This window comes from Streptomyces sp. NPDC104381 (assembly GCF_055583745.1).
The window spans coordinates 365,538-392,431 of record NZ_JBVJNK010000003.1 but is presented as its reverse complement, the minus strand read 5'-3'; the positions used below and the strand labels follow the sequence as shown (position 1 = coordinate 392,431).

The 26,894-nt window shown below is 72.2% G+C and carries 21 protein-coding genes; 6 read left to right on the top strand and 15 right to left on the bottom strand.

The features are described from left to right. Positions 1-20 precede the first annotated feature (20 nt). The 7 genes from ACZ607_RS11205 to ACZ607_RS11175 all read right to left on the bottom strand — a co-directional run bounded on the left by ACZ607_RS11205 (position 21) and on the right by ACZ607_RS11175 (position 11,597). Positions 21-3,227: a glycosyl hydrolase 115 family protein gene (locus tag ACZ607_RS11205; protein WP_469734035.1), complete on the bottom strand. Its 3,207-nt coding sequence runs from the start codon at positions 3,225-3,227 to the stop codon at positions 21-23. Positions 3,228-3,282: 55 nt separating this feature from the next. After that, complete coding sequence (locus tag ACZ607_RS11200) at positions 3,283-4,818, bottom strand: sodium:solute symporter family protein (RefSeq protein ID WP_469734033.1); 1,536 nt, start codon at positions 4,816-4,818, stop codon at positions 3,283-3,285. Beyond that, positions 4,818-5,921 (bottom strand): endo-1,4-beta-xylanase, encoded by a 1,104-nt coding sequence (locus ACZ607_RS11195; protein ID WP_469734031.1) that lies wholly within the window; start codon positions 5,919-5,921, stop codon positions 4,818-4,820. Before ACZ607_RS11195 ends, ACZ607_RS11200 begins: the two co-directional genes overlap by 1 nt. Before the next feature lie 140 nt (positions 5,922-6,061). Continuing rightward, on the bottom strand, positions 6,062-8,464 hold the full coding sequence (locus tag ACZ607_RS11190) for a beta-xylosidase/alpha-l-arabinosidase (protein ID WP_469734914.1): 2,403 nt from the start codon (positions 8,462-8,464) through the stop codon (positions 6,062-6,064). Positions 8,465-8,516: 52 nt separating this feature from the next. Next, positions 8,517-9,416 carry a carbohydrate ABC transporter permease gene (locus ACZ607_RS11185; RefSeq protein WP_469734029.1) on the bottom strand — a complete coding sequence of 300 codons (900 nt, stop codon included), beginning with the start codon at positions 9,414-9,416 and terminating at the stop codon, positions 8,517-8,519. Between the two features lie 4 nt (positions 9,417-9,420). Next, on the bottom strand, positions 9,421-10,350 hold the full coding sequence (locus tag ACZ607_RS11180; RefSeq protein ID WP_469734028.1) for a carbohydrate ABC transporter permease: 930 nt from the start codon (positions 10,348-10,350) through the stop codon (positions 9,421-9,423). Positions 10,351-10,352: 2 nt separating this feature from the next. Continuing rightward, positions 10,353-11,597: an extracellular solute-binding protein gene (locus tag ACZ607_RS11175; RefSeq protein WP_469734026.1), complete on the bottom strand. Its 1,245-nt coding sequence runs from the start codon at positions 11,595-11,597 to the stop codon at positions 10,353-10,355. 215 nt (positions 11,598-11,812) lie between these two features. On the opposite strand from ACZ607_RS11175, the gene ACZ607_RS11170 reads away from it, so the two are divergent. Together ACZ607_RS11170 and ACZ607_RS11165 are read left to right on the top strand one after the other, a co-directional pair. Beyond that, positions 11,813-12,871, top strand: a complete 1,059-nt coding sequence (locus tag ACZ607_RS11170; protein ID WP_469734024.1) for a LacI family DNA-binding transcriptional regulator — start codon at positions 11,813-11,815, stop codon at positions 12,869-12,871. 166 nt (positions 12,872-13,037) lie between these two features. Beyond that, positions 13,038-14,123 (top strand): WD40/YVTN/BNR-like repeat-containing protein, encoded by a 1,086-nt coding sequence (locus ACZ607_RS11165; RefSeq protein ID WP_469734021.1) that lies wholly within the window; start codon positions 13,038-13,040, stop codon positions 14,121-14,123. 42 nt (positions 14,124-14,165) lie between these two features. On the opposite strand, the gene ACZ607_RS11160 is transcribed toward ACZ607_RS11165, so the two are convergent. From ACZ607_RS11160 to ACZ607_RS11145, 4 genes are all read right to left on the bottom strand, one after another. Beyond that, positions 14,166-14,579 carry a universal stress protein gene (locus tag ACZ607_RS11160; protein ID WP_469734019.1) on the bottom strand — a complete coding sequence of 138 codons (414 nt, stop codon included), beginning with the start codon at positions 14,577-14,579 and terminating at the stop codon, positions 14,166-14,168. A 1-nt stretch (position 14,580) separates the two neighbouring features. Continuing rightward, positions 14,581-16,074 carry an APC family permease gene (locus ACZ607_RS11155; protein ID WP_469734017.1) on the bottom strand — a complete coding sequence of 498 codons (1,494 nt, stop codon included), beginning with the start codon at positions 16,072-16,074 and terminating at the stop codon, positions 14,581-14,583. 118 nt (positions 16,075-16,192) lie between these two features. Further along, positions 16,193-17,413, bottom strand: a complete 1,221-nt coding sequence (locus tag ACZ607_RS11150) for a saccharopine dehydrogenase family protein (RefSeq protein ID WP_469734015.1) — start codon at positions 17,411-17,413, stop codon at positions 16,193-16,195. 153 nt (positions 17,414-17,566) lie between these two features. Continuing rightward, the gene (locus ACZ607_RS11145; protein ID WP_469734013.1) at positions 17,567-18,244 is read right to left on the bottom strand and encodes a uracil-DNA glycosylase; all 678 of its coding nucleotides are present in this window, start codon (positions 18,242-18,244) and stop codon (positions 17,567-17,569) included. A 189-nt stretch (positions 18,245-18,433) separates the two neighbouring features. On the opposite strand from ACZ607_RS11145, the gene ACZ607_RS11140 reads away from it, so the two are divergent. Together ACZ607_RS11140 and ACZ607_RS11135 are read left to right on the top strand one after the other, a co-directional pair. Continuing rightward, positions 18,434-19,441: an N-acetylglucosamine kinase gene (locus ACZ607_RS11140; RefSeq protein ID WP_469734011.1), complete on the top strand. Its 1,008-nt coding sequence runs from the start codon at positions 18,434-18,436 to the stop codon at positions 19,439-19,441. Between the two features lie 138 nt (positions 19,442-19,579). Further along, complete coding sequence (locus ACZ607_RS11135) at positions 19,580-20,503, top strand: sirohydrochlorin chelatase (RefSeq protein WP_469734010.1); 924 nt, start codon at positions 19,580-19,582, stop codon at positions 20,501-20,503. A gap of 113 nt (positions 20,504-20,616) precedes the next feature. Here the strand turns inward: ACZ607_RS11135 and ACZ607_RS11130 are convergent, their stop codons facing one another. Together ACZ607_RS11130 and ACZ607_RS11125 are read right to left on the bottom strand one after the other, a co-directional pair. After that, on the bottom strand, positions 20,617-21,687 hold the full coding sequence (locus tag ACZ607_RS11130) for a lactonase family protein (RefSeq protein ID WP_469734009.1): 1,071 nt from the start codon (positions 21,685-21,687) through the stop codon (positions 20,617-20,619). Positions 21,688-21,792: 105 nt separating this feature from the next. Then, complete coding sequence (locus ACZ607_RS11125; RefSeq protein WP_469734007.1) at positions 21,793-23,304, bottom strand: FUSC family protein; 1,512 nt, start codon at positions 23,302-23,304, stop codon at positions 21,793-21,795. A gap of 353 nt (positions 23,305-23,657) precedes the next feature. Between ACZ607_RS11125 and ACZ607_RS11120 the strand changes: the two genes are divergently transcribed. Further along, entirely contained in the window at positions 23,658-24,236 is a 579-nt protein-coding gene (locus ACZ607_RS11120) for a TetR/AcrR family transcriptional regulator (RefSeq protein WP_469734006.1), read from the top strand. 61 nt (positions 24,237-24,297) lie between these two features. Further along, complete coding sequence (locus ACZ607_RS11115; RefSeq protein ID WP_469734004.1) at positions 24,298-25,617, top strand: hypothetical protein; 1,320 nt, start codon at positions 24,298-24,300, stop codon at positions 25,615-25,617. A 47-nt stretch (positions 25,618-25,664) separates the two neighbouring features. On the opposite strand, the gene ACZ607_RS11110 is transcribed toward ACZ607_RS11115, so the two are convergent. Beyond that, positions 25,665-26,102: a hypothetical protein gene (locus ACZ607_RS11110; protein WP_469734003.1), complete on the bottom strand. Its 438-nt coding sequence runs from the start codon at positions 26,100-26,102 to the stop codon at positions 25,665-25,667. A 93-nt stretch (positions 26,103-26,195) separates the two neighbouring features. Then, the gene (locus ACZ607_RS11105; protein WP_469734913.1) at positions 26,196-26,876 is read right to left on the bottom strand and encodes a TetR/AcrR family transcriptional regulator; all 681 of its coding nucleotides are present in this window, start codon (positions 26,874-26,876) and stop codon (positions 26,196-26,198) included. Positions 26,877-26,894: the final 18 nt, after the last annotated feature.

Below are 26,894 nucleotides of genomic sequence, written 5' to 3'. Positions count from 1 at the left end.
GCCTCCTCGTCCCGCTCCGGTCAGCTCAGCCGGAGACTCTCCGGCGGGCCCAGATAGCTGGGCTTGAGGCCGCCGGTGTCCACCACGAGGTTCTGGAGTACCACGGTCGGGTCGACCATCCAGAACGAGAGCACGTGGACGCCGGCCCGGCGGATGTGGTGCGTGGTCGCGGTGCGGTTCACGTTGTCCGACGTGTTGCGGGCCCACTGGGTGTTCATGGTGCCGTCGTCGGACCCGGTCGCCCCGGTGATGTCGACGGACTGCGGGGCGTCGTCGTCGAAGGAGACGGCGTACGTCAGTCCGTCGGTGGCCAGCGCGTTGTTGCGGGGCGACAGATACGCCCAGACGGTCACCGGGCCGGTGGTGAAGAGGCTGAGCCGGTACTCCAGCCGGGGCCCGCCTCCGCCCGGGGTCTGCCGGGCCGCGGTCACCGGGAAGGGCTCCATGCCCGATCCGGTGCGTCCGATGCCGGGGATGCGGCGCCAGGAGATCCCGCCGCGGCCCACCGCCCGGTGGAAGTGGTCGGCCTCCATGGACACGTATCCGTTGGCCTCGACGAACCCCTTGAGCTGCGAACGTTCCAGCCCGGGCCGGTCGACGACGGCACGGACGACGACCTCGCTGCCGCCGGGGCCGGACACGGTGACCGGCACCCGGGTGACGCCCTTCGGGGCCCGGGACCAGTCGACGCGGAAGGTGACCCGGGTCTGGGCGTCCACCCGGCCCCGCGTCCGGTCGGCGATCAGCCAGGAGGCGCCCGTACGGATGCGGAAGTCGAAGGGGACGGTACCCCGGTTGAACACCTCGACGTACTGCGCGGGCTGGCTCCGGTACGGGCTGAAGACCGGCAGGACCGGCTCCGCTCCGGACGCCGGCCACCAGTCGGCCGAGCCGTCGACGGCCACGCCCATCTCGGCCCTGTGCGGGAGTTCGATGCGCCGGACGGCGGGGAAGATCTCGTCAGCGAGCGCCACGTTGTCCAGCTCGGGCTGCTGCCAGGGGGCGTTGGGACCGTAGCGGTCCACATCGCCGTAACCGATGTGCGGCTGCGTCTGGAACCCCTCCCACTTGCCGTCGGCCACCTCGGTGTCGAACCGCCGCGCCAGGGCGAGGTCCTGGGCCAGTCCCGCCTCGGCCGTGGCGGCCAGCTGGTTGGTCAGCGCCCGGCCCTGGGGTGCGTAGTGCAGGTTGGTGAACTCCGCCTCGCGCAGGGCGTACAGGTTGGCGGTCGCCCGGACCGCGTAGCCGACGAGCTCGTACCAGGCGTCCTGGGCGTACGCGGGCAGGCCCCGCCGGACGCGTTCCGCCGCGGCGTCCAGGCGCTGCCAGTCCTCGGTGACCCGCTCCAGCTCGCGGTAGTCGACGATGCTGAAGGGAGTGGCCCGGTCGTCGTAGACGATGGCGGAGGAGTCCGTCGCCGGGTCCTTGGCCGGGTCGAGGGTGATCTTCCGGTTGAGCAGCTCGGGCTTGCGCCGGGACTGCAGCCGGGCGTACGTGCGGAGGATCTCCGCGATCTCCTCGGCCCTGCGCTCGCCGAAGTTCTGGGCGGCGTAGCGCTCCTCCCACTCCGGGAGGGCGTCCAGGGGCCAGCGGTCGGGGTCCCAGGCGTACTCCAGGAAGAACTGGGTGGGCAGTTCGTTGCCCTTGAGGTCACCCACGTTGGTGACCCAGAGGCCGTGGTTGCCGTAGGCGGCGCTCTGGTGGAGCTGGTCCCACATGTTGGGGAGCGAGGTCGTGTCGACCCACTTGTAGTTCCGGCCCACGCCGACGTAGTCGAAGTGGTAGTAGAGGCCGTAACCGCCGCCTCGCGGGTCGTTCTTCAGGTCCGGCAGCTTGCGTACGTTGGCCCAGTTGTCGTCGGTGAGGACGACGGTGATGTCGTCCGGGACCCGCAGCCCGCGGTCCCAGTAGTGCTGGACCTCCTTGTAGAGGGTCCACACCTGGGGGACCCCGTCCTCCGAGCCGAGCTCCTCGGCGAGGATCGCGCGCTGGGTGGCGATGATCTCCGTCATCAGCTCGATGCCGTCGCCGTCCGGCAGGCTGACGTCGCCGTTGCCGCGCATGCCGAGGGTGACCACGCCCTCGAAGTCCTCCCGCTTCATGCGGCGTACGCCCTCCCGCCAGTAGGCCTTGATGGCCTCGGCGTTGCGGCGGAACGACCACTCGCCGGTGCCGCCGTACGGGTCGTGGCCCGGCTTGGTGATGTTTCCCGCGCTGTCGCGGACGGCGGCGACGGCGTGCCGGTTCCACTCCTCGATGCCCCGCATCATGGGCGCCTCGTGCGAGGTGCCCATCACGACCCCGTAGGCCTTCGCGGTGGCGTGGTTCTCCGGGTCGTCCTCGGCGAAGGCACGGCCCCAGACCGCCGGCCAGAGGTAGTTGGCCTTCAGCCGCAGCATCACCTCGAAGACCTTGGCGTAGAAGGCGGCGTTGAACCCGCCCTCGAAGCCGGGTGCCTTGCCGGGGCCGAAGAAGGCGGGTGCCCAGGTGCCGAGCGCCGGGTTCTCGTCGTTGATGAAGAATCCGCGGTACTTCACGGCGGGGGTGCCCTGGCTGTGCCGGCCGGGCAGGACGTACAGCGCGTCGCGGTGGACGGGGACGACGTCGTCCCACCAGTACCAGGGCGAGACCCCGATGCCCCGGGAGACGTCGTACGCGCCGAAGATCGTGCCGCGCTGGTCGCTGCCGGCGATGACGAACGCACGGTCCACTCCGGGCAGCGGCTTCTCCACCACGGTCTGCAGGCTGGTCTCCCATCTGCCCGCGATGTCCGCGACCTTGAGCCGGCCCGCGGCGATCAGGCCGTCGATGAGCGGGCTGCGGCCGATGGTGCCGACGAGGACGATCTCGCGGCCACGGGGGGTCGCGTTCCGGGAGAGCGCGGGGCGGACGCCGGTGACGCGCTCGATGTCGTCCTGGAGGTCGCCGGCCACCCGGACGACACCGTCGTGATCCTTGTCGCTGACCACGATCGGGGCCGCCTTGCCCGCCCTGACCAGGGGGAAGGCGCCGGAGCGTGGCGTGAAGGAGATGTACGCCCCTGGGTCGGTGGGCCGGACCGCCGGGGAGTGGCCCGGGCCGGCGGGTGTCGCCGCCGCCTCACCGGTCAGCCCCATCAGCGATCCGAGGGGCGTCGCCGCCAGTGCCGTGAACCCGAGACCGGCCCCGAGGACCGTTCTGCGGCTGGTGTGGTTGTCCATGTCGCTCTCCATTTTGTTCACACGCATGACAAATTGGATGGGCGTGAGCCCTTGGCAGAGGTGCGGTGCGGGTACCTCTGCGTCAGTCGGTGGCGCCGGGGGCGGCGGCGGTTCGCGGGGCGGCGGGGGCCGGTGCGCCGTCCTCGTCCGGGCCGGGCGAGAGCGCGGCGACGATCGCGTCGGCGGTGTCGTCGGGCTCGGGGCTGATCAGTCCGACGACGATGTACACCACGAGCGAGGTGACGAGCGGTGTGACGATCACGAGCGTCTGGTCGGTGCTGTCCAGCACGAACTTCACCAGGAGGTAGCCGAGCAGGCCCAGCGCCCAGGAGGACAGCGCCGCGCGGGGTCCGAACCGGCGGAAGGCGGGCAGCAGTCCGAGCAGCATCGGGATGGAGATGGGGCCCATCACCGCCGCGACCAGTCCGACGATGATGCCCAGCACTCCGCCGAAGTGGTCCGCCTCGATCGCGACGATCATGCTGACGCCGATGAAGACGACGGTGCACACCCGGGCGACGAGCAGCCCGGTGGCGGGGGACAGCTCACGGGCGCGGCGTACGACGGCGGGGATGATGTCGCGGGTGACGACCGCAGAGACCGCGTTGGCGTCGGAGGAGGCCATCGCCATGGTGTGCGAGAACATCCCGGCCAGCGTCAGCCCCACCAGCCCCGCCGGCAGGTACGACTCCGCCATCAGCGCGTAGACCTTCTCCGGGTCCGCGATGCCCGGCAGCAGCACGGCCGCGGCGACGGGCGGGAAGAGCAGGACGGCGGGCCAGATCACGTACAGCAGGGCGGAGAGCCCGGCCGAACGGCGGGCGGCCTTCGGGGAGTCCGTGGCCATGTAGCGCTGGGCCAGGTTCCACATGCCGCCGTTGTACTCGAAGAGCTTCACGACGACGTACGCGCCGAGGAAGGTCGCGGTGTACGGACCGACGAGTGGCCGGCCGTGCCCGTCGGGCAGCTTGTCCCAGATGGTGCCCAGGCCCGCGAGGCCGTCGCCGAGCCGGTCCAGCACGACCCAGAGCATGGCGAGCGCGGCGGCTCCCTGGATGATGAACTGCCCGAAGTCGGTGAGCGCGTCGGCCCAGAGGCCGCCGACCGTGCAGTACAGCAGGGTCACGATGCCGGTGATGAGGATGCCGGTGGTCATCGACATGCCGGTGAACACGTTGAGCAGCACGGCCACGGAGGCCCATTTGGCGGCCACGTCGAACACCTTGAGCAGCGCGCCGCTCCAGGCGAGCGCCTGCTGGGTGGGCACGTTGTAGCGCTTGGCCAGGTACTCCAGGGGCGAGGCGACGGCGTAGCGCTTCCGCAGCCGCTGCCAGCGCGGGGCGAACAGCCAGGCCCCCACGGCGGTGCCGAAGGCGAGCGGCAGGAAGGCCCAGACGTAGACGGTGATGCCGTAGCTGTAGGCGATGGCGGCGTACGCGACGAACACGGCGGCGCTGTACCCGGACATGTGGTGGGAGATGCCGGACAGCCACCAGGGCATCCGGCCGCCTCCGGTGAAGTAGTCGCTCACGTTGCCGATGCGGCGGTGCGACCAGAGGCCGATGAGCAGCATCACGAGGAAGTAGCCGCCCAGGGCGGCCCAGTCGAGCGAGGCCATCAGTGCCGGCCCCCGGCGATCGTCAGGGTCTGGCGCAGCGTGCCGTAGGCGGGTTTGGGGGCGAGGTCCTCGTCGAAGAGGTTGGCCGCACCCTCGCCCGGGAAGGTGTCCGGGACCCAGGAGTAGGTGTCGGTGAAGCCCCAGACGGTGAAGTCGTCGCAGCCGGGGGTGAGGAGGCAGCCGCGCAGCAGGACGCCGTACCCCTCGGCCTGGGCCTCGTACTCCGTGCTGTCGGCCGGCAGGGGGATCCGGACGTCCGCCTCGGTGATCGCGGTCCCGAGGCCGAGGCGGTCGAAGCGCAGCATGTTGTCGGCGATGTCGTGCGGTGCGCTGTACTGGACGGCCAGATGGCCCTGGATGCCCACGCCGTGGACGGGCACGTGCTGCTTGCGCAGCGTGCGGACCAGTTCGTACAGGGCGGTGCTCTTCGCGTTGACGCCCTCGATGTTGTAGTCGTTGATGAAGAGGCGCGCCTCGGGGTCGGCCTGATGGGCCCAGCGGAAGGCGTCCGCGATGTAGCCGGGGCCGAGCTTCCTCAGCCAGATGCTGTCCCGCAGCGAGCCGTCGTCGTCGAAGGCCTCGTTGACGACGTCCCACTGCCAGATCCTGCCCTTGAAGTGGGTGACCTGGTCGGTGATGTGACGGTGCAGCACCTCGCGCAGTTCGGCGGTGGTGAAGTCGTCCTCGTCCAGCCAGGCGGGCAGCTGGTTGTGCCAGACCAGGGTGTGGCCGCGGACCAGTTGCCCGTGCTTCTTCGCGAAGCCGACGAGCCGGTCGGCGGCGGCCCAGTCGTAGGTGCCGCGCCGCGGTTCGACCGCTTCCCACTTCATGACGTTCTCCGCGGTGACGGAGGAGAACTCCCCCGCGACCTCGGCCCGGTAGGGCGCGTCCTCGGCCAGGGCGGTGGTGTCGACGGCCGTGCCGATGCGCAGTCCGGCCTCGCGGCCGAGGTTGCCGAGGCTCCGCGGGGCGGTGCTGTGGCCCTTTCCGCCGTGCCGGGCGGTGTCGTTGCCGGCGGCGGAAGCACCGGGGAGCGTGAACGCGGAGACCAGGAGCACGGCGGCCGCGGAGCCCACCGCGAGCGAACGCATTGTCTTGGGCATGACAGATACCTTTCCGTAAGGCGCGGGGACGCGAGGCCGGCGCCCGGGCGCGGAGGGGTCTTCGAAAGTTTCGACATCGCTCCCCGCGCACCCGGGGAAGGGTGCGCGGGGCGGGCGTGCGGGGGCCGGGCCCCCGCACGTCACTGCTGTGCGACCAGCGAGTCGACCGAGGTGGCGCACACCAGGTGGCGCCGGTGGTCGACGGTCCGCTCCGGCCCGGTGAGGCGCAGCCGTACGGTGTGCTTGACGTCGGCGGCGTCGCTGGAGGTGGCGAACCGCAGCTCCAGGCCGCCGGGTTCGACGATCCGGCGCCCGCCGGTCCCGGTGAAGGAGACCAGGTCGGGGTGGAACCGGAAACTGACCTTCCGGGACTCCCCCGCGGCCAGCGGCACCCTGGCGTATCCGATCAGCCGTACGTCGGGGCGTGTGGTCTGGGCGACCGGGTCGTGGACGTACAGCTGGACCACCTCGGCCCCGTCGCGGTCCCCGGTGTTGTGGACGGTCACCGCGAGATCGGTCTCGCCGTCGGTGGGAAGCTCCGCCGGCACCTCGGGGCCGGCCTCCCAGGTGAAGGAGGTGTACGAGAGCCCGTGGCCGAAGGGGTAGAGCGGGGTGGGGTCCAGATTGCTGACGTCGCTGACCCGGCCCAGCGGCGGCTGCAGATACGTCCACGGCTGGCCGCCGGGGTCCCTGGGCACCCCCAGCGGCAGGCGCCCGGAGGGGTTGACCCGCCCGGAGAGCACTCCGGCGAGCGCCGGGCCGCCCTCCTCGCCGGGGAAGAACGCCTGCACACAGCCGGCCAGCCGGTCCGCCCGGCCTCCGAGCGCGTACGTCCGTCCCGTCAGCAGCACCAGGACGACCGGGGTGCCGGTCGCGAGCAGCGCGTCCAGGAGCTCGCCCTGGAGACCCGGGAGCGCCAGGTCGGTCGCGTCGCAGCCCTCGCCGGACGTGCCGCGGCCGAAGAGTCCGGCCCGGTCGCCGAGCACGGCCACGCAGACGTCGGCCCCGGCCGCCAGCGCGGTGGCCTCCTCGATGCCGGAGGCGTCCGTTCCGTCGACCTCGCAGCCCCGCGCGTGGTCGACGCCCGCGCCGGGGAACTCCTCGCGCAGTGCCTCCAGGACGGTCGGTACGTCGATGCCCATGGCGGTCCCGGGGTGCTGGACCCCGACATGGCTGGGGAAGGAGTAGCAGCCGAGCATGGCCAGCGGGTCGTCGGCGCGGGGTCCGACGACCGCGATCCGCCCGGTGCCCGCCAGCGGCAGGGCGCCCTCCGGGTTGGCCAGCAGGACGCAGGACCGCTCGGCGAGCAGCCGGGCCAGGGCGCGGTTCCGCGGCGGGTCGAGGTCCACCGTGCCGCGCGCCCGCTCCGGGTCCACGCCGCTGAGTACGGGGGGCAGGAGCGGCCGGTCCGGGTCGAGCAGGCCGAGCTCGCACTTCTGGAGCAGCACCCTGCGCAGGGCGCGGTCCACCAGTTCCTCGGCCACCAGCCCGTCCCGTACGGCGGCGACCAGCGCGTCCCCGTAGCTGCGCACGGTGGGCAGCTCCACGTCGACGCCCGCGGTGAGGGCGAGACGGGCGGCGTCACCGCGGCCCTCGGCCACCCTGTGCAGGGTCTCCAGGAAGCCGATGCCGAAGTAGTCGGCGACGACCGTGCCGCCGAACTCCCAGGTGTCCCTGAGGAGTCCGGTGAGCAGGGTCGGGTCGGCGGCCGTGGGCACCCCGTCGATCTCGGCGTACGAGTGCATCACCGAACGGGCGCCGCCCTCGCGGACCGCCATCTCGAACGGCGGCAGGATCACGTCGGCCATCTCCCGCGCGCCCGCCCGGACCGGGGCGAGGTTACGGGCGCCGGCCGAGGCGGAGTAGCCCGCGAAGTGCTTGAGGGTGGCGACGATCCCGGAGGACTCCAGGCCCCGGACGTACGCCGTCCCGATGGTCGCGACCAGGTAGGGGTCCTCGCCGATGGTCTCCTCCACCCGGCCCCAGCGCAGGTCCCGCACCACGTCCAGGACCGGGGCCAGGCCCTGGTGGACGCCGACCGACCGCATGTCACCGCCGATCCGGTGGGCCATCTCGGCGACCAGCTCGGGGTCCCAGGCCGCGCCCCAGGCGAGCGGCACCGGGTAGGCGGTGGCGCCCCAGGCGGTGAACCCGGCCAGGCACTCCTCGTGGGCGAGCGCGGGGATCCCGAAACGGCTCGACCCGGCGATCCTGGCCTGGGCAGTGGCCAGCGACACGGCGCCGACGCCCGGGTCCACCGGGGCGGTGCCGAACGGCCGGGTGAGCTGGCCGAGTCCGCGGGTGGTGATCTCCTCGAAGTCGACCGGGTCGACCATGTCGTTCTGGTGCGGCGCGACTCCGTCGCCCTCCGCGTCGGCACCCACCCAGATTCCGTAGAGCTGGGCGGTCTTCTCCTCGAGCGTCATCCGGGACGCCAGGTCGGCCACCCTCGCCTCGGGGCTGAGCGAGGGGTCGCGCCACGGGCCGTCGGCGACGGGGGGCGGATCGGCCTGACGGGCCTGCGGGACGGGGTGGATCGCCATGGCGGCAGGGGTTCCTCTCATGAGTGCGGTGGTCCGGGGCGGCGTGGGTGTCCTACTTGCCGCCCACCCCCATCAGTCCGTTGATCAACGCCCGCCGGGCCACGAGGTACACGGCGAAGATGGGTATGACGGAGAGGACGATGGCCGCCAGTACCGCGGGGATGTTCACTCCGAACTGGCTCATGAAGTTGAACAGCCCGAGCGTCAGGACGCGTTGCTCCTCCGACTGGGTCAGGATCAGCGGGAAGAGGAAGCCGTTCCACGCCTGGAGCGCGGAGAAGATGGCGACGGTGCTGATCCCGGCCCTGGACAGCGGTACGGCCAGCTGCCACAGCATGCGCAGGGGCGAGGCGCCGTCGAGCGCCATGGCCTCGTACATCTCCTCGGAGACGTCGCGCATCGTGCCGCTGAGCACCAGCACCGCGACGGGCATCGCGAAGGCGGCGGTGGGCAGGATGATCGCCCACAGGGTGTCGTACAGGCCCATCTTCCCGATCATCAGGTAGAGGGGCACGATCACCGCCTGCGCCGGGATCGCCACTCCGAGCAGGAACGTCCGGAAGGCGAGCGACGAGAGGCGGCTGCGGGTGCGTACCGCCACGTACGCCACCGGGACGGAGAGCACCAGCACGATGGCGACCGTGGCCACCGCGACGATCGCGGTGTTGCCGATCAGCGTGAGGAACCCGCTGTCCAGCACGGTGTGGTAGTTGTCGAGCGTCGGATCCGTGGGGATCGCGAGCGGATCGCCGTTGAGCGCCTCGTCCTGGCGCATCAGCGACGCGGAGACCAGGGTGTAGAGCGGTACGAGGACGATGAGGAGCCAGATCAGGGAGCCGATGCCGGCCACCGGGTTGCCCAGGGGCCGGCGCCGGCGGGCGGGGCGTCCGCGGCGCGGCGCGGTGGGTGCCGCGCGGTGCTGCGGAGTGGCGGGGCGGGTGTCGATCGACATCGCGTCACATACCTTCCCGGGTGGACCGCATGGACCCGAAGCCACTGAGGCGGACCATGATCAGCGAGATACTGGTGGCCACGACCACGAGCGCCGTGGCGATGGCCGCCGCGTAGCCGAGGTCGTACGTCTGGAAGCCGGTCCGGTACATCAGGTAGGGCAGGATCGTCGTGTCCGTTCCGGGGCCGCCCTTGGTCATGATGAGCACGGTGTCGAAGTACGTCAGCGAGCCGACGATCATCAGGACCGAGGAGGTCGTCATCGTGTGGCGCAGCTGCGGCAGCGTGATGTGGAAGAACTGCCGCACCATCCCGGCGCCGTCGATGGAGGCGGCCTGGTAGAGGACCTCCGGGATCTGCCGGGCGCCGCCCTGGTAGATCAGGGTGTGGAAGGGCATGAACTGCCAGCCGCCGACGAAGGCCACCACGAGCAGCGCGCCGGTGGACGTCCCCATGACGTTGGGATCGATGCCGATCCAGGGCCCGATCGTCTGGATCACCCCGAAGTTGGGGTCCAGCAGGGCGTGGAACAGCATCGCGATGGCGGTGGTGGAGAGCAGCAGCGGGATGAAGAAGATCGCGGACAGGAAGGCGCGGCTGCGCTGGCGGCCCGCGGCCCATACGCCCAGCAGCAGGGCCACCGGGGTCTGGAAGACCCAGCTGATCGTGGTGAGGAGGAGGCTCAGCCAGGCGGCCTGGCCGAACTCCGAGTCCTTGAACAGCCTGGTCCAGTTGTCCAGGCCGGTCAGGGTCGGGGAGTCGAGCCCGTCCCACTCGCAGAAGGAGAGATAGACGGCGATCGCCAGGGGGACGATCGCGAAGACGGCGAAGAAGAGGATGCCGGGGACGGCCCAGGCGACCGGCGGGCGGCCGACGTCGCCGACGGCCGCCTTCCCGTCTCCGCGCCTCTTCGCGACCGGAGTGTGGTGGGACATGGTTACTTCGCGGCCTTCATTGCTTCGACGAACTGTTCGGGGGTCGTCTTGCCGGCGAACAGCTTGCTGATCTCGGTGAGCAGCGGCGTGGCGTACTGGGCTTCGAGTGCCTGGTCCCACGAGAGGGTGAAGCTCGGGGCCTTCTGCACCATTTCGTAGCTGTCCGTCGCGAACTGCGGGTTCGGGGAGCCCTTCAGCATCTCGGCGGCGTCGGCCGTGGTGGGGACGTCGCCGTTGTCGACGAGGGCCTGCGCGTAGGTCTTCGACGCCATCGTCTTCAGGAACGCGATGGCGGTGTCCTTGTGCTTGGTCCGGGCGTTGACGGACCAGTAGTTGGTGGGGTTGCCCACCACGTTGGCGGGGTCACCCACGCCGCCGGTCACCGTCGGGAAGGCGGCCCATCCGAGGTCCTTCTTCGCGAACTCCGGCGCCTTGCCGAGCTGGGTCGAGTACTCCCACGAGCCCATGAGGTGCATGGCGGCCTTGCCCTTGTTGAGCAGGGTGGGGGCTCCGCCGTTGCCGTAGTCGACGGAGTTGAAGTTCTTGCCGAAGGCGCCCCCGTCGACGAGCTCCTTGACGGTCTGCGCCGTCTTGAGCACCGCCGGGTCGCCCCAGCCCGTCGTGTCGCCGTCCTGGATCTTCTTGAAGACCTCGGGGCCGCCGATGCGGTCCAGGAGGTACTCCATCCACATCAGTTCGGGCCACTTGTCGGAGCCGCCGAGCGCGAAGGGGGTGATCCCCGCGGCCTTGAAGGTCTTGATGGCCTCCTGGAGGTCCTCCCAGGTCTTGGGCGGCTCGATCTTGTGCTCGGCGAAGAGCGTCTTGTTGTAGAAGAGCATCACGGGCTGCATGCCGCGCATGGGCACCCCGTAGACCTTCCCTTCGAGACCGCCTGCCGTCATGATCGAGGGGAGGAATCCGTCCTTCAGCGTGGCGTCGTTCTTGACCGTCGACGTCAGGTCGACCAGGTCCTTCGAGTCGACGTACGGCTTGATGGAGCCGCCGCCCCAGTTGAAGAAGACGTCCGGGGCGCTGGGCGAGCCCATGGCGCTGCGGAGCTTGTTCACGTAGTCGGTGCCGGGGACCGACACCAGCTTCACCTTGACCTTGGAGGTCTTGTTGAACGTGTCGACCGCCGCCTGCTGGACCTTGACCGCGTCGTCCCCGTAGACGTAGGCGGTGATGGTCCCGCTGTCACTCCCGCCGCCCCCGGAACCACAGCCGGCCAGCAGACCGGCCATGGCCATGGCCGCACCCGCCGCGGCCCATCTCGTCGTACGTGTGCCCTGAGTGAATATCCCCGACCGCATGACCGCACCCTCTGTCGAATGTTTCGGCGTGGCTTTCGAATGTTGCCGGAACGGTACGGTCGTGTTTCGGACCCGTCAAGAGGGTAGGAGCAAGGATTTACGAACCTTGCCCAGACGCGGATACAGGGCTGCGGGGGAGCTACGATTCGTGCATGAGCCCTGCAAAGGTCCAGCCCCAACAGGAGAAGGCGTCCGTCGACGAGTCGTCGGAGAGCACCGCCACGCTGGCAGAGATCGCCCGAGCGGCCGGAGTTTCGGCTCCGACAGTTTCGAAAGTGCTGAACGGGCGCGCCGACGTCGCCCCGAGTACGCGTTCGAAGGTGGAGGAGCTGTTGCTGCGGCACGGCTACCGCCGTAGGCGCGGCGCCTCCCAGCAGTCCCAGCTCATCGACCTGGTCTTCCACGAGCTGGACAGCGCCTGGGCGATGGAGGTCGTCCGGGGCGTGGAGAACGTCGCCAGGGAGGAGGGACTGAGCCTGGTCCTCTCGGAGAGCGCCGGCCGGCTCACCCCGGGACAGACGTGGGTGGACGGCGTTCTGGCCCGCCGCCCGGCCGGAGTGATCCTGGTGCTCTCGGACCTCGACGCCGGCCAGCGCGCCCAACTGACCAGCCGCTCCATCCCGTTCGTCGTGGTCGATCCGGCGGGCGACCCCGGTGACGACATCCCTTCGGTCGGGGCGGCCAACTGGCAGGGCGGCCTCGCCGCCACCCGCCATCTGACGGGCCTGGGGCACCGCCGGATCGGTGTCATCGGCGGACCGACCCGCATGATGTGCAGCCGCGCCAGGCTGGACGGCTACCGCGCCGCCCTGGAGACCTCGGGTGTCCCGATGGACCCCGCGCTCGTCCGGGAGGGCGAGTTCAACCACGAGGACGGCTACACGGCGGCCCTGGAGCTGCTGCGCCTGCCTGAGCCGCCCACCGCCATCTTCGCGGGGAACGACCTCCAGGCACTGGGCGTCTACGAGGCCGCGCGCGAGCTGGGACTCCGGATCCCTGAGGACCTCAGCGTGATCGGCTTCGACGACCTGCCGCTCACCCGCTGGATCGGTCCTCCGCTGACCACGGTGCGCCAGCCGCTCATCGAGATGGCCGAGACCGCGGCCCGTCTGGTGCTCGACCTGGGCCGGGGCAGGCAGCCCGCGACCACCCGGGTCGACCTGGCGACGAGTCTGGTGGTGCGCAGCAGCACGGCCCCGCCGGCGCGCTGAGGGAAGGACCACGACTCCCGGGGTGCGGACGGCCCGTCCACCGAGGGCCGCCGCCCGCCCTGTACGACGGCGGTGACCTGCGGCGTCACCGCGCCTCCCGGCCGCTGTCAGTGGCCGGGTGCAGACTGGGCCTCACCGACACAACGGCGTTTCGGGAGGTTCTGGCATGTCCGAAGTACTGCTCACCGTGGGCACCCGTAAAGGGCTCTTCCTCGGCCACAGACGCGGCGGGGCGTGGGAGTTCGGCGATCCGCACTTCAACGCCCAGGCGATCTACTCGATCGCGATCGACACGCGCGGCCGGACGCCCCGGCTCCTGGTCGGCGGGGACAGCGCCCACTGGGGCCCCTCGGTGTTCCACTCCGACGACATGGGCGCGAGCTGGGTGGAGCCGAAGCGACCCGCCGTGAAGTTCCCGCAGTTCACCGACGCCTCGCTGGAGCGGGTCTGGCAGCTGCACCCCGCCGGGCCCGAGGCCCCCGACGTGGTCTACGCGGGCACCGAGCCGGCCGCGCTGTTCCGGTCGGACGACCGCGGCGAGTCCTTCGAGCTGGTGCGCCCGCTCTGGGAGCACCCGACCCGGTCCCGGTGGGTGCCCGGCGGAGGCGGCGAGGGCCTGCACACCATCCTGACCGACCCCCGGGACGCCCGGGCGGTGACGGTCGCCGTGTCCACCGCAGGAGTGTTCCGCACCGAGGACGGCGGTGAGCGCTGGGCTCCCTCCAACAAGGGGGTGTCCGCCGTCTTCCTGCCGGACCCGGACCCCGAGTTCGGCCAGTGCGTGCACAAGGTCACCCGGGACGCGGTGGATCCCGACCGGCTGTATCTGCAGAACCACTGGGGCGTCTTCCGCAGCGACGACGGCGGGAAGCGCTGGAAGGACATCGGAGCCGGCCTGCCCTCCGACTTCGGCTTCGCGGCCGCCGCGCACCCGCATCGCGCGGACACGTTCTACGTGTTCCCGATCAACGCGGACGCCGACCGTGTCCCGGCAGGTCACCGCTGCCGGGTCTACCGCACCCGGGACGCGGGTGAGACGTGGGAGCCCCTCACCCGGGGCCTTCCGGACGGCGATCACTACGGCACGGTGCTGCGTGACGCGCTCTGCACGGACGACGCGGACCCGGCGGGCGTCTACTTCGGCAATCGCAACGGCGAGGTGTACGCGAGCGCGGACGACGGCGACAGCTGGCAGCAGCTCGTCTCGCATCTGCCGGACGTCCTGTGCGTACGAGCGGCGGTGATCGGCTGACCGGCCGCCGTCCGCCGCCCGCTTCCCCGGAGGCCGGCTCCGTCAGTCGGTGGGCACGCAGAGCACCGGCACGGTCGACAGGTGCAGCAGCTTGTGCGGGGTGGAGCCCAGCAGCGCCCCCCGCATCGGGCTCTCGCCCCAGCTGCCCACCACGATGACCCGCCCGCCGTGGCGGGAGGCTGCTTCGATCAGCGCCTCCGCCGGCTTCAGGTCGATGACCTCGACCGTGGTCGGTACGCCGGCCTCCTCGGCGGCGGCGACCGCGTGCTCCAGCCCCGCACGCCCGGCCTGGCGGATGGCCTCGTAGTGGGCGCGGTACTCCTCGCCGGTGGGACCGGGCGGCGCGGCCCCGTAGACCAGGACGAGCTGCTCGCCGTACGCGGCGGCCACCTCGATCGCCGTGCGCAGCGCGCGCTCGGCGCCCGGCGACTCGTCGTACCCGAGGATCACGGACATGTCAGGGCTCCTTGCCGTGTACGAGTCCGGGGTCGACCACACCCCGTCGTTCGGCCCAGAAGGACGGCGACACGAACCTCAGCACCACCATGAGCACCACCCCGATGAGGGTGATGCAGATGCCGATGACGAGCGGGGGTCCGAGACCGAACCAGGAGGTGCCGCTGTAGGAGTTCGCCGGGTCGGACATGTCCATGACCGACCGGACGAGCAGCCAGGTCAGCAGACCGGCTCCGACCACCGGGCCGAGGCCGATGAGGAGGAAGTTGCGCACGCTCTCGGTCAGATGACGGCGGTAGTAGATCGCACAGGCCACGCCGGTGAGCGCGTAGTAGAAGGCGATGAGCAGGGACAGCGCCGTCAGGGAGTCGAAGAGGGCGTTCTCACTGATCTGGCTGACGACGAGGTACCAGGCGATGGCGATGGCGGCCACCCACCACGTGCTCACGTCGGGGGTCCGGAAGCGCGGGCTGATGTGGGCGAAGTGGGCGGGCAGCGCCTTCCGCCGGGCCATGGACAGCGCGGTGCGCGACGCCGGGATGATGGTGGTCTGGGTGGAGGCGAGCGCCGACGTCGCGACCGCGAGCAGCACGATCCAGTCCCAGCCGCCCATGACGTCGCCGGCGAGCAGGGCGAAGATGAACTCCTCCTCCCCCGCGTTGTCGGCCAGGTAGGCCGTTCCGGCGAAGGCGACGACCGCGAAGCCGACGGACAGGTAGGTCACCAGCAGGAGGACGGTCGACCACACGCCGGCCTTTCCCGGCGCGCTCGCGGAGTCCTCGACCTCCTCGGTGAGGTTGACCGCTGATTCCCAGCCCCAGTAGATGAACACGCCCAGCAGCAGGCCGCCCGTGAGCGCCGCACCGCCCTGCCCGAAGGGGTTGAGCCACTCGGCCGAGGGTCTGATGGAGTCGAAGGACGTCGTGCCCGCGTAGACCCGGTAGAGCGCGACGATCACGAACACCAGGAGGAAGGCCACCTGAGCCAGGATCAGGACGTTCTGCACCTTGGCCGACAGTTCGGTCCCGATGACGCACAGCCCCGTCATCACGATGATCAGGAGCACGGTGAGCAGCTGGCGGACGAAGGTGTTGTCGGCCCAGCTGTCGAGGCCGACGGCGAGCAGGCCGAAGCTGACGGCGACATCGGCCAGTGATCCGACCACGAGCACGCCGGTCATCGCGATGGCCCAGCCGCCGAGCCAGCCGCTCCAGGGGCCCATCGCGCGCGTCACCCAGGAGAACGTCGTCCCGCAGTCCTGGTCGACCTTGTTGAGGTAGTAGAAGGCCGACGCGATGAGGAGCATCGGCACGAAGGAGGCGAAGAGCACTCCGGGCGCGTAGACGCCGACGAGCGCCACGATCGGGCCGATGACGGCCGCCACCGAGTAGGCCGGGGACGTGGCGTTCAGTCCGATGACCAGCGCGTCGACGAAACCGATCGCGTTCGGTTTCAAGCTTGCCGGCGGTGCTGATCCGGCGGTGTCCTCTGCCATGCTCCCTCGCTCGGGTCACAGGCCTGAAGGAAGGCGGAATATGTCGTTCCAAATGGTAGGGAGGCGCGCCATGGTCCGCATGTCAGGTGAGGCGTCCGCCGAGGCCGCACCCCGGCCGTCACCCTTCGCGCAGGCCCCACGGTGCGCCGTACTCGGACAGCAGGTCGAGGAAGGGCCGCGGCGGCATGGCCTCGGGCCCCAGCACTCCGCTACCGCCCCAGACGCCGTTCGCGACGAGTTCGAGCGCCGCGACGGGGTTGATCGCGGTCTGCCAGACCACGGCCTGCGAGCCGTACTCGCGCATCGACCACTGGTTGTCGACCACGTGGTAGAGGTAGACCTCCCTGGACCGCCCGTCTTTGGTGCCCTTCACCCAGGTGCCCGCGCACGTCCTGCCGTGCATACGGTCGCCGAGGCCCGCCGGGTCGGGCAGACAGGCGGCGACCACGTCACGCGGTGAGACCTTGACGGTGCCCGCGTCGCTCTTCACGGACACGGGGTCCGTGCGGTCGAGGCCCAGCGTGTGGAGTGCGCGCAGCACCCCGATGAACTCGTCGCCCAGGCCGTACTTGAACGTGACGCGGCCGGCCTTGAGCCGGCGCGGCACGAGCAGCACCTCCTCGTGCTCCACGTTGACGCACTCGATGGGCCCGATGCCCTCGGGGAAGTCGAAGACCTCGGGCTCGCTGAAGGGGGCGGTGGTGAACCAGCCCCGGTCCTCCTCGTAGACGACCGGCGGGTTCAGGCACTCCTCGATGGTCGTCCAGATGCTGAAGGACGGAGCGAAGTCGTAGCCCTCCACCGTCAGATCGGCGCCGTCGCGGATCCCGATCTCCTCGATCTCGTCGAACAGTTCGTCGGAGGCGTACCGGGCGAACACGTCCGAGAGCCCGGGTTCCACCCCCATCCCGACCAGTGCGAGACGCCCGGAGGCCTCCCACTCCTCCGCCCGCTCGAACTGGGCGTCGCCGAGCTTGACCCCGCACTTCTCGTACGGCCGGGACGGGTGCGGCCGGGACAGGGACATCGCCATGTCGAGGTAGTGCGCGCCGTGGGCGAGCGCCGCCTCGAACAGGGGCATGACGAAGCGGGGGTCGGTGGCGTTGAGCAGGACGTCGCAGCGGTGCTCGGCGAGGGCCGCGCGCACCGCCGCCGGATCCGAGGCGTCGAGCCGGGCCACACCGAAACGGGATCCGCTCTCCCCGAGGGCCGTGACGGCGCTCTCCGCCCGGGCACGGTCGCGGTCGGCGACCGCCATGTACTCGAAGAAGGGCCGGCGGGCCGCGATCCTGGTGATCGCCGTGCCCACGCCACCCGCGCCGACCAGGAGAACACGCATGGGGCACCACTCCTCCGCCGCTGGACCGGACCGGCCGGCCCGGCGGAGTGGGACGCTAACAGCCGCGCCGCCCGGCGGCGGGCAGCCGCCCACGCGGTGTCCCGCGTCCGGCCCATCCGCACCGGGGAGTGCCACCCGGCCGGGCTCCAGGCGTCAGGGCAGACGCCAGTCCACCGGCTTCTCCCCCGCACGTTCGAGGAACTCGTTGGTACGGCTGAACGGGCGCGAGCCGAAGAAGCCGCGGTCCGCCGACATCGGGGAAGGGTGGGCCGACTCGACGGCGGGCAGGTCGCCGAGGAGCGGCCGCACGTTGCGCGCGTCGCGTCCCCACAGGACCGAGACCATCGGCTTGCCGCGCGCGGCCAGGGCGCGGATCGCCTGCTCGGTGACCTCTTCCCAGCCCTTGCCGCGGTGGGCGGCGGGCTTCCCCGGGGCCGTGGTCAGCGCCTTGTTGAGGAGGAGGACCCCTTGCCGCGTCCAGGGCGTCAGGTCCCCGTTGGAAGGCCGGGGGTGGCCGAGGTCGGAGTGCAGTTCCCGGAAGATGTTCTCCAGGCTGCCCGGCAGACGCCGTACGTCGGGCGCCACCGCGAAACTGAGTCCGATCGCCATGCCCGGGGTCGGATAGGGGTCCTGGCCCACGATCAGGACCCGTACCTCGTCGAACGGCTGCTGGAAGGCGCGCAGCACGTTCTGTCCCGCCGGCAGATAGGTGCGGCCCGCTCCGATCTCCGCGCGGAGGAAGTCCCCCATCGCGGCGACCCGGCCGGCCACGGGGGCCAACGCCTCGGCCCAGCCGGGCTCCACAAGTTCACTCAACGGTCGCGCTGCCACAGCCGTCACTCTACCGGCCTACAGGGCCCCGGGTGATCATGCGGTCCCCCACGGGACGGAGCCGGACGATAGGGTGCCGGTCGTCTTCAGTCCTCCACTCTTCCGGGGTCCAGCCATGAGGCGTTCAGGTGTTCGTCCGGGGACAGCGGTGCCCGTGGATTCCGGTGACCGGACCGGCCGGTGACCGGCATGACGGGTCCCGGTCCGGTGGGTGAGGCGTTCGTCCTCGGCGTCGACTCCGGCGGGTCGGGGCTGCGCGTGGCGCTCGGCCCCCGGGACACGGAGCGCCCGGCGTTCACCACGGTCTGCGCCGAGCCCGTACGGACGGGTGCGGACGGCATCGACGCCGGGCATCTCCTGGAGCAGCTGCTGCCGGCCGTCGACCGGCTGCTGGACGAGGCGGGGGCCGGCGCGGCCGTCGGTGCCGTGGCGATCGGGGCGGCCGGCATGGCGACGCTCGGCGACCAGCTGCGCGCCCGGCTGCCCGGCGCGCTCGCGGAGGCGCTGGGGGTACGGCGGCTGGCGCTGGCCGCCGACGCGGTGACCGCGTACGCCGGGGCGCTGGGGCAGCGGCCCGGGGCGGTCGTCGCGGGCGGCACCGGAATGATCGCGCTCGGCACCGACCTCACGACGTGGCGCAGGGCGGACGGCTGGGGTCATCTGCTGGGCGACAGCGGCGGAGGTGCCTGGATCGGCCGGGCGGGGCTGGACGCGGCGATGCGGGCCCACGACGGCCGCCGTGGTGGTTCGCCCGCGCTGCTGGAAAGGCTCGAGGCCGTCTTCGGGCCGGCCGCCGGTCTTCCGGGCCTGCTCTATCCGCGTACGGACCGTCCCGCGCTGCTCGCCTCCTTCGCGCCCGAGGTCGCCTCCTGCGCACCCGGGGACGAGGTCGCCGCGGGGATCCTGCGGGACGCGGCGGCGCACATCGCCGAGGCGGCGGCCGCGGTCTGCCCGGGCCCGGCGGACTCCCGCCCCGAGGGCTGTGAAGTCGCTCTGACCGGTGGGCTGTTCCGCATGGGTGAGCCTCTTCTCGGGCCGCTGCGCGGGGAGCTGGCCCAGCAGGTCTCGCAAGCCCGGGTGGTCCCGGCGGAGGGTGATCCGCTGCACGGCGCGCTGAGGATCGCCCGGGCTCTGGCCGAAGGAGGGCTGCGGCTGCCACCCCACCCGGCCCTGCTGTTCGTACCGGGAGTAACGTAGGCAATCCGAGCAACCGTCTGTCCGGACAGAGCAGGTCAGCCGCCCTCTATGCCGCTCAACAGACATATACGGACAGATAACGCCTGACGGCCCCCTCCCCGAACGGAGGGGCACCCAAAACCAGTAGCATGCGGCGCCATGAGCACCCCCACTGGGCCCGCTTCCGGCCTGCCTGTACGAATGCCGCGACCTCGCCAGTCCGGACGGCACCGCCGCCCGGAGCCCGTGGTCGCACCTGAGGGCGCCGCCGCGCTCGTTCTCGCCCTTCCCGGTACCCCTTCCCCGGCCTCGCGCAGCCTGGCCGAGGAAGTGATCAGCATCGCCCGTTCCGAGCTGCCCGGCCTGAACGCGCAGATCGGCTATCTCGACGGCGACGACGCCGAATATCCCACGCTGGCCTCCGTACTCACCCAGGCCGCCGCCGAGCGCACCGCGCGCTACGAGCAGGCCACCGCCGCGGGCCGTGAGGTCGCCGAGCCCTCGGGCCCGTCCGCGGTCGTGGTACCGCTGCTCGCGGGCCCGGACAGCGCCCTCATCCGGCGTATACGGCAGGCCGTCATGGACAGCGGTACGCAGGCCGAGCTGACCGACGTACTGGGTCCGCACCCGCTGCTCGCCGAGGCGCTGCACGTGCGCCTCTCGGAGGCCGGTCTGGCGCGCGCGGACCGTGCGCGGCTGTTCACCGTGGCGACGGCGGCCGACGGCATCGTGCTGGCCACGGTGGGTGGCGAGGAGGCCGTGCAGGCCGCCGGGATCACCGGCATGCTGCTGGCCGCCCGGCTCGCCGTGCCGGTGATGGCCGCGGCCCTGGACGTGGAGGGTTCGGTCGCCTCGATCGCCGCGCAGCTGCAGACCTCCGGTTCCGCCCAGCTCGCGCTGGCGCCGTACCTGGTGGGCCCGGAGATCGACGCCGGACTGCTGGACGCCGCCGCGAAGGAGGCCGGCTGCTCGACCGCCGAGCCGCTCGGCGCGTACCCGGCCATCGGGAAGCTCGTGCTCTCCCTGTACGCGACGACGCTGGGCATCACCCCGGCGACCCCGCAGGGCGCCCAGGCGCACTGACGAACGGCGCCGCGCCCACGCCACGACACGGGCGCGGGACGGCGCGGCACGAACGACACGGCGCGGACCGGTGCTCACCGGTCCGCGCCGTTTCCCGTCGCCGTGTGGCGCCGTCAGCCGAAGACCACGCAGGAGGCGGCCGGAACCTCGATGGAGCCCGCGTGCGCCGGGATCCCCGTCTCCGCGTCCACGGCGAACCAGCTGACGTTCCCGGAGTGCTCGTTGGCGGCGTACAGCCACTGCCCGGTGGGGTCGAGGGTCAGATCGCGCGGCCAGCGTCCTCCGCAGCCCACGGCGGCGGCCAGGACGGGCTTCTCACCGGTCCCGTCGAGCGTGAGGACCGAGATGCTGTCGTGCCCGCGGTTGGCGGTCCACAGGAAGCGGCCGTCGTGCGAGACCACCACCTCCGAGGGGTAGGTGCGTACGCCGGCGGCCTCGTCGTGGTCGTGCGGCAGCACCGGTGTCTCCCCGAGCGGTTCGAGCAGCCCGCCCGCCGCGTCCCAGCGGCACACGGTGACCGTGGGCTCCAGCTCGTTCAGTACGTACACCTGTCCCCCGGACGGGTGAAAGGCGAGGTGGCGCGGGCCGGTCCCGGGCCGCAGCGCGGTCTCGGCGTGCAGCCGCAGCGAGCCGGTGTCCGGGTCGAGGGCGCAGACGTGTACGGAGTCCGTGCCGAGGTCCACGCTCAGCACCCACTCCCCCGAGGGGTCGGCCAGCACCTGGTGCGCGTGCGGGCCCGACTGGCGGCCGGCGTCGGGGCCCCGGCCCTCGTGCCGCAGGACCCCGGCCGCCGGGCCGGGTGAGCCGTCGTCGGCCAGGGGCAGCGCGGTGACGCTGCCGGAACCGTAGTTGGCCGTCAGGAGGTGGCCGGCGGCCAGGGCCAGGTGGGTTGGGCTGTTCCCGTCGACGGGCCGCACCTCGCCGATCAGCCGCGGGGTGCCGTCGTCATCGGTGGAGAACGCGGCCACGGCCCCGTCGGAGACCTCGCTGACGGCGTACAGCACGGGGGCGCCCGTTCCCGGGGCCCGGCCGGCCGCGAGGAAGGACGGGTCGGCCAGGGCGTCGGTGGACGCGAGCACGGTCAGTGCCCCGGTGTCCCGGTCGACGGCGGCGACGCTGATGCCCTGGCCGCCCGCCGAGGTGAACGACCCTATGAATGCCCGCTTTGCGTGGTCGGCGCCCATCGCGCTACCCCTCTTCACATCCGGCACGATCTTCCCGGGCGACGGTAGCAGGCGACGCTTTTCTGGTCCGGACCAGAAAGAACCGGACCGGAGGAGGGTGCGGCGTCAGGCGCCGGCCGGAACGCGGCCCGGCCTGCGCAGCGGCACGGCGAGTTCGAGCAGGGCCCGCTCCAGCGCGTGGAGGTGGGCCAGTACCTGTCCGGCGCCCGTCGGCTCCGTGGCCGGTACGGCGTCGGGCCGGACGTGCCGCCCGGCGGCCGGCGCGTCGGTGAGGGCCTCCACGGCGGCCTCCACCCGCCAGCAGGCCGCGGCGAGCCGTACGTCGTGCGAGGCCTCCGGGTCGGCGGCCACGGAGGCCAGGCCTCGTACCTCGCGTACGCAGTCGTCGAGCAGGGCGAGCACCTGGCGGGCCCGGCGCTTGCGGGCCTTCAGCGGGTTGAGCGGGTGCACCAGCGGCGCAAGTGACAGGCGCACCCGGCCCAGGATGGCCTCCAGCTCGGCGACGCGCGCGGGTGCGTCGGCGTCCTCCCTCCCGGCGAGCCGGGCGGCGGCCTCCGCCGTGCAGGTGTGCACGCATCGAAGCGCCCGCTCCACCCATGCCTCGGTCACCGAGTGCGTGGTGACCGGCAGCACGAACAGCACCGCCAGTACGGCGCCGAGCGCCCCTGCCGCCGTCTCGGTCACCCGCAACAGGAGCAGACCCGTGTCGAGAACGCCGAGCAGCCCGTACAGCATGCTCGCCATGACGGTCACGGCCAGCATCATCCAGGTGTAGGAGACGGCGGCGGTGTAGAAGATCCCGAACACGCTGACCGCCACGACCACGGCGGCCACGACCGGCTCGTGGTGCAGCGGCACGGCCACCGCGAAGCCCAGCCCGATCCCGATCACCGTCCCGAGGAACCGCCTGAATCCGCGTACGACGGTCTCGCCGCGCGAGGTGGTGGCCACGAAGACCCACCAGGTGGCGCCGACCGCCCAGTACCAGCGCTGGTCGGAGAGCAGCTGGCCCACCGCGAGCGCGAAGGCGGCCCCCGATGTCGCCTGCACGGCCTGCCGCGTCGTGATGCGCCCGAGCCCCGACGCCTCGGCGGGGAGGGCGACTGCCACGGGGGCGCCGAACCGGCGCTCGTAGCACCACACCCCGAACCGCACCACCGACGAGACGACGAGCGACAGCAGCACGGCCATGGACAGCTCGGGCAGCTGGCCGGGCACGGTGTGCAGGAACTGGGCGGAGAAGTACGACATGAAGGCGAACACGCCCAGCGAGTGCCCGCGGGGCCCCCAGCGCCTCGCGTACACCCCCGCTCCCACGACGGCGAGGAACGCCAGGTCGCGGGCGACGGGTACGTCGTGCAGCAGCGCGGCGAGCGTGAGGACGGGGAGACCGACCACGGGGAGCAGCGCGGTCGTGATCGCCTGCCCGCGCACCGTCGGGTCGGTCACCGTGAACAGGGCGAGCAGCGCGGCCAGGCCACCGGTGACGGCCGCGGCCAGCGAGTGGCCGGCCGCCCCGCACAGCGCGACGGCGAGCCCGATGCCGAGCACGGCCCTCGACGCGAACCGCAGCCGCATCCGCCCCGGATCCGGTGCGACGAACGCCCTCTTCAACACGTTGCCCCGCCCCTTTCGCCGGTGAGACCGGCGCAGACATGAGAAAGGCGCCGCGAGGATCCCAGGGGGGACCCGCAGCGCCATTGACAGGTCTATCTCAGCACCTGGTGGGCTGGTGGTTCAAACGGAACCCGTTCCATTGGGCCATTGGCCCATTCCGGCGCCACGCTGTCGGCGGGCGGCAGAGCCAACGGACCACTCGACTCCGACGGGATCCCCGCTCCGCAGGGGCCGCCTCGGCCTCCGCGCGGCGCCGGCGAGGTCACGCCCGGCGCCGCCAGGCTGCCACCCGGACGCCGGGGCCGCCTCACATGTTTCTTGAGCGACCGATCCAGATAGGTTACGGTTCACCCATGGCGAGGACCCGGGCTTTCGACACCGAGGCGGCGGTGAGCCGCGCGATGGAGCTGTTCTGGACGCGCGGCTACGAGGCCACATCGGTGCGCGATCTGACGGGACACCTCGGGATCGGCCAGGGTTCGCTGTACGCCGCCTTCGGCGACAAGGACGGCCTGTACCGGGCCGCCCTGGAGCACTACCGCACCACACTGGCCGCCGCCGCCCTGCGCAGCCTGGAGGAGGGGGCGGACGCGCGCTCCGCGATCCGCGCCCTGCTGATCGAGCGCGTCCGCATCGCCACCCGGCACGGCGGGCGAGGCTGCCTGGCGGTCAATGCCGCCTGCGAGCGCCTGCCCGAGGACCCGGCCACCCGGCGGACGGTACGTGACATGCAGGAGGCGAGCCGGGAGGCGCTCACCGACCTGCTGAGCAAGGCGGCGGAGCGGGGCGAGATCTCCGCGCGACACGACCCCCGCACCCTCGCCGCCTTCCTCGTCGCCGTCCTCAACGGACTGCTCGTGTCCGCGAAGATCACGCCGGACGCCGACGCCCTCGAACCCGTCGTGGAGGTCGCGCTGGGCGCCCTCGACTGATCTCTTCATGCCCGCAATCTGTAACAAACGATCCAGATAGCGCCGACACACCGGAGGACCCATGCATCCCGACCGAACCCCGGCCCCGGCCCCGACCCCGTCCTGGGACGCCTCGACCGCCCTCGGCGGCTCACGGTGGAACACCTTCCCGGCGGCCGGAGCCATGACGGCACGCCAGTTCCTCGCCGGGACCGAGCCGTTGCTCCAGGGCGTCATCGACGGCGCCGCCCTGCGCCGCGCCGACAGTGAGGTACTGGAGAGCCAGATCCGCGCGACACTCGGCCTCGGCACCCGCGAGGCCTCCCTGCCCCTGGCCGTCGGCCCCGACAGCACCTCGACCACCCGTGAACTGGGTGCGCAGGCCGACGCCGTCGGCCGGGAGATCGCGTCGTGGGCGACCGCTTCCCTCGACCGGCTGCTCAGGGAGCCGATGCCGCTCCCCGCAGGCCGCCTGGTCGTCCGGAGTCACTGCTACGGCCATCTGCTGACCCCTCCGGCGGCCGAACTGCTCATGGGCCGCCGCGGCGGGCCCGTCACGATGCAGCTCTACAACGAGTGGCTTCACCAGGTGGTGCTGCTGCGGGACGCCCTGCTGCCCTTCACGAACTGGCAGGACGTCCCTCTCCTGGTCACCCCGGCCGGCCTGCGGCACACCGAGCCCGCCCGCGACCGCTTCCTCACCGAACTCCTGGTCCGCCGCATCCGGCACACCAGCATCGTGGACTTCGCCCGTCATGCCGTCACCGGCGGATCGGGCCCCGCCGGCTACGGCTTCGACCACGGCGGCGGCACCGTCCTGCCCGCCGTCGTCGACGGGCGGCCCTTCACCGCGCCCCGGCATCTGCTGACCTGGCGGCCCCGCCCGGAGACGGAAGGGACCGCCACGTACGTCGTCGAGACGAAGGACTACTACGCCGCACCCCGTACACACGTCGAGGACCTGCCACCCGCGCCCGGCGCTCCTGTACGGCTCACCGGCCGGATCGTCGCCGGTCCGACCGTCGACGGGACCCGCACCGCTCGCATCGAGGTGGCCCACGACGGCATCACCGCCCGTGCCGACCTCGGCCAGGCCCTGCGGGGTCACCGTTTCGCCCACCGCGAGAAGCCCGCCGAGGGCGCGCCGCCGCTCTCCGGCGCCGCCCGGACCGCTGACGTACGGGCCGTACTGGACGCCCCCGGGCTGGCCCGGGCGCAGGAGGGCGAGGTCGTCCTGGACGCCACCGACCAGGCGGACATCGCCGTGCTGGCACTGCTCGGCCGGCTCTACCCGGAGAACGTCGTCCTGCGCCCCGCCGACCGGCGCGCCGGACCGGCGGCCGTGGGCAGCGGCGGACCCGGCCGTCTCGTCGTCCGCGTGACGGACCACGCAGTCGTCTGACGGCCCGGAGCGCCCCGACGCGCCCGCTCCGGTCGCGTGACGTGCCGTCAGCGGCCGTACGTCGTGCGGCACAGGTCCATGATCTCGGCCGACGCCACACCGCGGCCGGTCGCGCAGACGGTGCGCATGTCGTACGTCTGCCGGGGCCGCGCCCTGCGGGGCGTGGCCGCGCGGCGCGGCGGCTGGGGGCGGGCGGGTGACACGCGCGGCGGCTGGTTCCGCGCCTCCTGGCGGGCCGGTGGGGCGGCCGCCCCGGCATCCCGGGCCGGTTCCGGCGTCCCCTTCTCCCGCTTCCGCTTCCCGGGCCGCTCCTCCGTCTTCCCCAGGGCGTCATGGACGGCCGGGGGCGCGGCGGGCGCCGTGGACGCCTGGGCGGCGGGGGCGTTTCCGGGACGTGCGGAGGCGGAGGGCGCGGGCCTCTCCGCCTGGGCCGGTACGGAGACACAGCCGGCCGCGCCCAGCAGGGCGACGAGCACGAGGGACATGGGCCGCAGGTTCATGCCCTGGTCAACGACCGGCCGCGCGAGCGGACACGTCCCGGGCGCCCGCCCGGAAAAGGAGGCAGCCGGAGCGCCGGGTCAGTCGGAGAGGCCCGACCGGGCGATGGCCAGCGCACGGTGGATGGTGCGGGACAGCGGAAGCGGCCGGGGATCCGTGCCCCAGGCCCACTGCTCGACCGCGACGCGGAGGGCGCCGTTGAGCAGGGTCGCCTGCACCCTCGGTTCGAGGTCGTCCGGCCCGTACCCGGCGCGCTCGGCGATGACCTCGGCGAAGGCGGGCTCCGCGTCGTGGTGGACCTGGAGCCATACCGCGCGCAGCCCCGGCTCGGTCCGGGTGAGCAGGACCAGATCGCGCAGCGCCTCCGCGTCCGTGTCCCCCGCCCCGTCCACCGTGCCGTCCGCCTGCGTGGACGGGGTCCCCACGACGGCCTCCGCCAGCGGCCGGTCGCGTGGCCACGACCTCATGAGGGCGATGACGAAGTCGAGCGCGTACGTCAGCAGGGGGCGGACGCACAGTTCCTTCGACGAGGTGTAGCGCCACAGGGTCCGCTGGGAGATCCCGGCGGCGGCGGCGATCTCCTCGGCGGTGGTCGCCGCCACGCCCCGGTCGGCGAAGAGACGTACGGCCTCGCGGGCGATCTCCAGCCGTGTCGCCGCCTTGCGGCGCTCGGTCAGCGGCGGGCGCCCGAGGCGGGCTCCGGTGTCTGCGGCACCCGCTCCGGCCCCGGCTCCCGAGGCGGCCGGAGGCGCGTCGTGCACCCCGTTGACGTGCGCGGT